Here is an 8,007-nt window from a genome sequence, read left to right on the forward strand (position 1 = left end):
CTCGGCGGCGCGTTCACGGCGGCCCGGCGGCAGGGCGGGACCGCCGCCGATGGCGCGGATCACGGACGAGGCCTCGCCCGAGACCATGCGCTCCGGAGTACGGACCACTCGCGCGCGCAACTGCTGGCCGCGCCGGTCGGAGAGCCCGCGCTCGGCGAGCGCCGCGCGGATCGAGACCTCGGTGGAGTTACGGGTGACGGCGACGATCAGCGTGCGGGCGCCGAGCGCCTCGGCGGCCAGCAGCGCGCCGTCGAGGATGAGATGCGGAGCACGGTTGATCAGCACCGTGTCCTTGCGGCAGGCGGGCTCGCCCTCACTGCCGTTGATCACGACGACGGGCCGCACACCGCGCCGGATCGCAGCCGTGGCCACCGCGCGCAGTTTCTTGGCGAACGGGAATCCGGCGCCGCCGCGGCCGGTCAGGGACATGTTCTCGGCGAGCTGCGCCAGCCGTTCCCCGGTCACCGGCTCCAGCGGGCCGTGGACCTTGAGATGCATGGGCAGATCGAGCCGCTCGACCAGGTCGAATCCCTGGGTGAGCTGGGGGAGCCCGACGACACGGACTTCGGGGACATCGGGGAGAGGGGTGTTCACGGTCGGTCTCCTGCGGGTGCGTGCCAGGGTTCCCCGGCCGGGGGCGGATAGAGGGGACCGGGCGAGGCCTCGGTCCCGTCCGGCGGCGCGGACGAGGGCACGGAGGGTGTGGGGGACGGGGCGGCGGAGGAGGCCGGCGGCGGGGAGACCGTGCCCTCATAGGTGGGAACCGCGCCCGTGTCGTACGGAGGGAGGGAGCCGGTGTCATAGGTGGGGATCGAACCGGTGTCGTACGCGGGGAGGGGGCCCGTGCCGTACGTGGGAATCGCGCCCGTGTCATAGGCCGGTACGGAGCCGGTGTCGTACGTGGGAGCAGCGCCGCTGCCGTAGGCCGGTACGGAGCCCGTGTCGTACGTCGGGATCGAGCCCGTGTCGTACGGGGACGGCGCGTCGGGCCCGTAGACCGGCGTACCGGCGCCACTCGTGTCGTACGGGGACGACGTCGTGCCGCTCGTCGCGTACGAGGCCTTCGCGCCGGTGTCGTACGGAGAGGACGCGTTCGGGCCGTAGGTGGGGACCGCGCCGGTGTCGTACGGAGCCGACGCGGGCGGTGCGAAGGCCTCGGCCGGGCGTGGCGGCGACGGAGCGGGCCAGGAGCCGGGCCTGCCTGAGGGCTCGTCCGAGATGACCGGGAGTTCCTCGGTCAGCGGAACGCGTTCGGCGAGAGGTATCTCGCCGGTCGGTATGCGTGCGGTCGGCTCACCTCCTTGCGAGACCGCGCGATAGCCGGCCGAGAGTCCCGTACCGGACTCCGTCCGTGGAAACGACTCAGTGATGCCGGGGCTGGTGCCGCTGGTGCTGGTGCTGAACGGATCCGACACGGGGTAGGGCTCCGCGCTCGATCGCGTCGCCTCGTACAGCGGCGGCGCCGGAGCGGCGAGCCGCGGTGGTGTACGCGGCCGGCCCAGCGCCGATCCGAGCGGCTGCGCCGAGACGGCGGGCTCACGCAGCGTCCGCTGCTGGTAGCCGGGCTGTGACGGGATGCCCGTCGCACCCGGGAGCGGGTCCGACGCGAGATCGCGACGGTTCTGCTCGGGCTCGGCGGGCGTCTCACGGACGCCGCCGGTCAGTGTGAGGATCCGGTCGGCGAGACGGCGCTTGAGCGGAGGCGGCAGCAGCCGTACCGACACGGCGGCGGCGACTCCGAGGAGGGCCAGACAGTACATCGTGATGACCCAGGTCGCGGCCGGACGGCCGGTGTAGAGCCCGTGCACGAGCGCGAAGCACCAGGCCGGATAGGCCACCATGTGCATCGAGCGCCAGCGTCCCGCGAACCGGCCGGGCACGGCGAAGGCGCTGCGCATCGCGCCGGTCGTGGCGGCCACGACCATCAGCAGCCCGGCGAGCGAGCCGAAGCCGATGAGACCGTTCGTACCGCTGACACCGAGGCCGAACGGCACCAGCGCGCCGAGCAGCGCCACATGCCCGAGGGCGACCTTGACAGTGACATGCAGCAGCAGAAATCCGAGCGAGGCGATCGCCGTCGCCCGGTGGACGCCCTGGGCCAGCAGCCGGTGGCGCGGGGAGAGCAGCAGCCGGTCGGTGGCTATCAGACCCCAGGCGACGGCCCCGGTGAGGGACAGCAGGGACAGCACTCCGGTGGTGAAGTCGAGTGCGGCACGGAAGGCGTCGCCTCCCGCGACGGCGAGCAGTGGTACCAGTACCAGCGCGGCGACCGTGAGTCCCCCCTGCACCTGCCGGCTCATGCCGTGGTCCAGGGAGAGCGACGAGCTGAACTTGCGTTGAGGGTTCATGAGGGGGCAACTCCGAAGGGCTCGGGAAAGCGGTCCCGTTGCCGCATGCTAAGTGGAGCCGTACCAGGCAGTACCCGGTTTCCAGGTTTAACCGGGGGAAGGTGAGTTACCCGACTCCTGGCGGCCCGGGAGATGCCCCGGAACGGGGCGATACGCGGGGTAACGGTTTCCGCCTCCGACCGTTCCACGATCGTTTCGTGCCTCTCCCGTGGCTCTCCCGTGCTTCTCATGTGCTCGTCCGGTGGTCTCTGTGCGGGCTGTCGGGGCCCTGCGGTACCCTGACGCCATGCGAGCCGTACGCCTTCTGCTTAGCGGGCCGCGCTGATCAGTCCCGACGGATGAGAAATCCGGTCGGAATCGGCGCGGCGTCCCCTCCTGTGTGAGGGGTCTTTTTCGTTCACCGGCCGGCGCAGCCACTCGCCGAGTGGCACGGCACGGCCGAACCCCGCCGGCAGAGACGATCGATGGAGCTTCAGAGGATCATGAGCGAGACGAATTCCGCTGCCGCCGAGCAGACAGCGCCGCACCGCTACACGGCCGCCATGGCCGCCGACATCGAGGCACGCTGGCAGGACTTCTGGGACGCCGAGGGCACATACGAGGCGCCGAACCCCACAGGTGATCTGGCGGGCGATCCGGCGCTGGTGGCCGAGCCCAAGAAGTTCATCATGGACATGTTCCCCTACCCGTCCGGCACCGGACTGCACGTCGGGCATCCGCTGGGCTATATCGCCACCGATGTGTTCGCCCGCCACCAGCGCATGACCGGGCACAATGTGCTGCACACGCTGGGCTTCGACGCGTTCGGACTGCCCGCCGAGCAGCACGCGGTCGCCACCGGTACGCATCCCCGGGTATCCACCGAGGCCGCCATGGACAATATGAAGGCGCAGCTCCGCCGACTGGGTCTGGGACATGACAAGCGCCGGTCCGTGGCCACGATCGACCCGGACTACTACAAGTGGACCCAGTGGATCTTCGTACAGATCTTCAACTCCTGGTACGACAAGGACGCCGACAAGGCCCGTCCGATCGACACACTGGTGGCGCAGTTCGAGAGCGGGCAGCGCGCCACTCCCGACGGGCGCCCTTGGAGTGCGCTGAGCGCCGTCGAACGCGCCGACGTCCTGGGTGAGTACCGGCTGGCGTACGCCTCCGACGCGCCCGTCAACTGGTGTCCTGGGCTGGGCACCGTGCTGGCCAACGAGGAGGTCACCGCGGACGGCCGCTCCGAGCGCGGCAACTTCCCGGTGTTCAAGGCGAAGCTGCGCCAGTGGAACATGCGGATCACCGCGTACGCCGACCGGCTGCTGACCGATCTGGACGCGCTGGACTGGCCCGAGGCCATCAAGCTCCAGCAGCGCAACTGGATCGGCAGGAGCGAGGGCGCGCGCGTCGACTTCCCCGTCGGTGACGCGGGCGCGATCACCGTCTTCACGACCCGTCAGGACACCCTGTTCGGCGCCACGTACATGGTGCTGGCGCCGGAGCACGACCTGGTCGAGAAGATCGTCCCGGCCGTCTGGCCCGAGGGCACGCACGACGTGTGGACGGGCGGACACGCGACTCCGGCCGACGCCGTCGGCGCGTACCGCAAGCAGGCCGCGTCGAAGTCCGATGTCGAGCGGCAGGCCGAGGCCAAGGACAAGACCGGTGTGTTCACTGGCGCGTATGCCACCAACCCGGTCAGCGGCGAGCGGGTGCCCGTCTTCATCGCCGACTATGTGCTGATGGGATACGGCACGGGCGCGATCATGGCCGTACCGGCGCACGACAGCCGTGACTTCGCTTTCGCGCGCGCCTTCGAGCTCCCGATGCGCTGTGTGGTGGAGCCCTCCGACGGCCGCTCCACCGACCCGGCGGAGTGGGACGACGCGTTCGACTCGTACGACGCGCGTGTCATCAACTCGACCGGTACGGACGTCTCCCTGGACGGTCTGACGGTGGCCGAGGCCAAGGCGAAGATCACCGAATGGCTGGCCGAGCGCGGTATCGGCGAGGGCACGGTCAACTTCCGGCTGCGCGACTGGCTGTTCAGCCGCCAGCGCTACTGGGGCGAGCCCTTCCCCATCGTCTACGACGAGGACGGCACGGCGCACTCACTGCCCGAGTCGATGCTGCCGCTGGAACTGCCCGAGGTGGACGACTACTCGCCACGTACGTTTGATCCGGACGACGCGGACACCCAGCCCGAGACACCGCTGTCGCGGAACGCGGAGTGGGTCGATGTCGAGCTGGACCTGGGCCGGGGCGAGGGCGTCAAGCGCTACCGCCGCGAGACCAACACCATGCCGAACTGGGCCGGTTCGTGCTGGTACGAGCTGCGCTATCTGGATCCGCACAACAGCGAGAAGCTGGTCGATCCGGCCATCGAGCGGTATTGGATGGGCCCTCGCGAGGGACAGCCGCACGGCGGTGTCGATCTGTATGTGGGCGGCGCCGAGCACGCCGTACTGCATCTGCTGTACGCGCGCTTCTGGTCCAAGGTGCTGTACGACCTGGGGCACATCTCCTCGGTCGAGCCGTTCCACAAGCTGTACAACCAGGGCATGATCCAGGCCTTCGTCTACCGGGACAGCCGCGGGATCGCGGTGCCCGCCGCCGAGGTCGAGGAGCGGGACGGCGGATACTGGTACCAGGGCGAGAAGGTCAGCCGCGTCCTGGGCAAGATGGGCAAGTCCCTGAAGAACGCGGTCACTCCGGATGAGATCTTCGCCGAGTTCGGCGCGGACACGCTGCGGCTGTACGAGATGGCGATGGGCCCGCTGGATGTCTCGCGGCCGTGGGACACGCGCGCGGTGGTCGGCCAGTACCGGCTGCTGCAACGGCTGTGGCGCAATGTGGTCGACGAGACGACGGGCGAGGTCACCGTCGTGGACGCCGAGCCCGACGAGGAGACGCTGCGCGCGCTGCACAAGGCGATCGACGGAGTCGCCCAGGACATGACGGCGCTGCGGTTCAACACCGCCATCGCCAAGATCACCGAGCTGAACAACCAGCTCACCAAGACGGGCCGTCCGGTGCCGCGCTCGGTCGCCGAGCGGCTGGTGCTGCTGATCGCGCCGCTGGCGCCGCATGTCGCCGAGGAGCTGTGGCACCGGCTGGGCCACTCCGACTCGGTCGTGTACCAGGACTTCCCGGTCGCGGACCCGGCGTATGCCGTGGACGAGGCCGTGACCTGCGTGGTGCAGATCAAGGGCAAGGTCAAGGCGCGGCTGGAGGTCTCGCCGTCGATCTCGGACGAGGAGCTGGAGGCGCTGGCGCTGGCCGATGAGGCGGTGGTCGCGGCGCTGGGCGGCGGTGGGATCCGCAAGGTGATCGTACGGGCGCCGAAGCTGGTGAACATCGTTCCCGCGTAAGGGCCGGCGTTCGCAGGCACGTGAGGCCCGCCGGGGAGGCGGGCCGGACTGCGCGGGCGGACAGGCAGGGCTTTCCCCTACGGGCAGGTTGGGGGTTCCTCAGGAACCCTCAACCTGCCTGTTCCGTTTACGGTGGAGAGAGAGCGTAAACGACAACGAAGGGGGCGCCCATGGAGGTCGTCATCGTGATCCTGGCGCTGCTCTTCGTCGCGTTCGTGTCACTCGGGGTGTATGTGAGCGTGAAGGCCGTCGGCGCGGCCAAGCGCGGCGTCGACCGTACGCTCTCGAACGCGCGCCGCACGGTGGAGGACACCACGCTGCGCGCGAGAAGCCTCGGCCAGATAGGTGTGGCCGGGGAGCTGGCTCAGCTCCGGGTACGGCTGCGCACCTCGATGCGGGCGACGCAGGAAATACTCCAGGCCGGCGTGGCGGAGGACGCCTCGCTGTCGGAGTCGGTCGCCCTCTTCCAGCGGCTCAGTGTGCACGGGCGTGAGCTGGACGAGGAACTGCGCCGGGTGGAGCGCGATCCGGACCGGGCCAGGGTGGCCGAACACCTTCAGGAGCTGCGTGAGCGTACGGAGCGGATCACACATTCGGCGGATTCGCTGCGCTGGGCGGCGCGGGACCGGGCACGGCAGTTCGCGGAGGACGATCTGTCGTCGCTGAGCGCCCAGATCGATGTGGAGTCGGGGGCGCTGCGGCACTGGTCGGCATCGGCGGCGGAGCCGCAACGGCAGGGCGAGTGGCCCGAGAGCGCCGAGCGGTCCGAGCAGCATGTGGTGTGGCCGGAGCCCGGGAACGGGTCCGGGCCGACCACCGGGCCTGAAGCCGAGCCCCGGGCGACGGATGAAGGGCGGGGATCGGGGCAGGGGCAGACGCAGGCCATCGAGCCGCCCGGAATCCGGCAGCGGATCGCCTACCCGTGGCAGAAGCGGACCGGGCAAGCGAGGCCCGAGACCACCAACTGACCGGAATCGGCCGGACACGGTCCGGGGCCTGGGCGGAATCGATCATTGGGACGGGCCCGGGCTGCCGACCGGGAGCGACGACGGGTAACCTCCCGCTCATGTCCCGCCATGTCGCTATCGTCACCGATTCCACGGCCTACTTGCCGCCACAGACGATGGAGCGGCACGGCATCACCGCGGTGCCGCTGACCGTCGTGCTCGGTGACCGCGCGCTGGAGGAGGGCACCGAGATCTCGGCCCGTTCACTGGCACTGGCGCTCCAGAAGCGGCGTTCCGTGACCACCTCACGGCCCAGTCCCGATGTCTTCGCCGCCGCGTACCGTGCCGCGGCGGAGGCAGGCGCGACCGGGATCGTCTCCCTGCATCTTTCGGCCGAATTCTCCGGGACGTACGACGCCGCCGTGCTCGCGGCGAAGGGCGCGCCGGTGCCGGTGCGGGTGGTGGACACCGGGATGGTGGCGATGGCGCTCGGGTTCTGCGCGCTGGCCGCCGCCGAGGCCGCGGAGGGGAACGGGACGCTGGACGAGGCGGTGGCCGCCGCCGAGAAGCGGGCCGCGGGCACCTCCGCGTACTTCTATGTCGACACACTGGACTATCTGCGCCGAGGCGGCCGTATCGGTGCCGCAGAGGCGCTGTTGGGCTCGGCGCTCGCGGTGAAGCCGCTGCTGCAGTTGGACGGCGGCCGTATCGAGATGCTGGAGAAGGTCCGTACGGCCTCGAAGGCGATCGCGCGGCTGGAGGAGCTCGTCGCCGAGCGGGCCGGCACGAGCCGTGTGGACATCGCCGTACACCATCTCGCGGCGCCGGAGCGGGCCGTGACGCTGGCCGAGCGGCTGCGGGAACGGGTGCCGGGACTGGTGGATCTGCATGTGAGCGAGGTGGGCGCGGTGATCGGGGCACACACGGGGCCCGGGCTGCTGGGAGCGGTGATCTCGCCGCGCTGAGCGGTGGCGCCAGGGAGCGCTCGTGGGCGCTCGTGGGCGCCGGGCCACTCGTAGCTGTGCAGGCCACTCCTACGGGTGACCGAGTTTTCCACAATGCGCTTGTTGTCCACGGGAATTCGGGCTGCTGAGCGAGGTCGGGCGGGAGTGCCTACCGTTCTGTGGCATGACTCTCCGAACACGCTCCGTAACCAGCGGGCCCGGTCGTGCCCCGGGCTCCGATGTCCGTGCCCGTCATCCGCGCCGCCGTGCGGATGCTCTCTTCGCCGGTCCGCCGGCCGTGGCGGCGGCGGATCCACCGCCCGTGCTCCTTACGGGCGATGACGGCGAAGGCGGGCATGCGGGGACCGGCAGGCGTGCGCGGGTGGGGCTCGCGCTGCGTGAGCGGCTG

At 70.4% G+C, this 8,007-nt stretch carries 4 protein-coding genes and 2 pseudogenes; 4 read left to right on the top strand and 2 right to left on the bottom strand.

Going from position 1 to position 8,007, the window contains the following annotated elements:
* Both GA0115259_RS32380 and GA0115259_RS32385 read right to left on the bottom strand, forming a co-directional pair.
* Nucleotides 1–594 (bottom strand): annotated as a pseudogene (locus tag GA0115259_RS32380) (oxidoreductase); the annotation flags it as partial.
* Complete coding sequence (locus GA0115259_RS32385; RefSeq protein ID WP_237540650.1) at nt 591–2,348, bottom strand: ferric reductase-like transmembrane domain-containing protein; 1,758 nt, start codon at nt 2,346–2,348, stop codon at nt 591–593. The gene GA0115259_RS32385 and the pseudogene GA0115259_RS32380, both read right to left, overlap by 4 nt.
* Nucleotides 2,349–2,830: 482 nt before the next feature.
* On the opposite strand from GA0115259_RS32385, the gene leuS reads away from it, so the two are divergent.
* The 4 genes and pseudogenes from leuS to GA0115259_RS41315 form a co-directional block, all read left to right on the top strand.
* Nucleotides 2,831–5,707 (top strand): leucine--tRNA ligase, encoded by a 2,877-nt coding sequence (gene leuS / locus GA0115259_RS32390; RefSeq protein WP_093603572.1) that lies wholly within the window; start codon nt 2,831–2,833, stop codon nt 5,705–5,707.
* Between the two features lie 170 nt (nt 5,708–5,877).
* Nucleotides 5,878–6,675, top strand: coding sequence for a hypothetical protein (locus tag GA0115259_RS32395; RefSeq protein ID WP_093603574.1), 798 nt, complete (start codon nt 5,878–5,880; stop codon nt 6,673–6,675).
* A 98-nt stretch (nt 6,676–6,773) separates the two neighbouring features.
* Nucleotides 6,774–7,619, top strand: a complete 846-nt coding sequence (locus GA0115259_RS32400) for a DegV family protein (protein ID WP_093603576.1) — start codon at nt 6,774–6,776, stop codon at nt 7,617–7,619.
* Nucleotides 7,620–7,782: 163 nt separating this feature from the next.
* A pseudogene (locus GA0115259_RS41315) lies at nt 7,783–8,007 on the top strand (hypothetical protein); the annotation flags it as partial.

Source organism: Streptomyces sp. MnatMP-M17 (assembly GCF_900091995.1).
GTDB lineage: Bacteria > Actinomycetota > Actinomycetes > Streptomycetales > Streptomycetaceae > Streptomyces.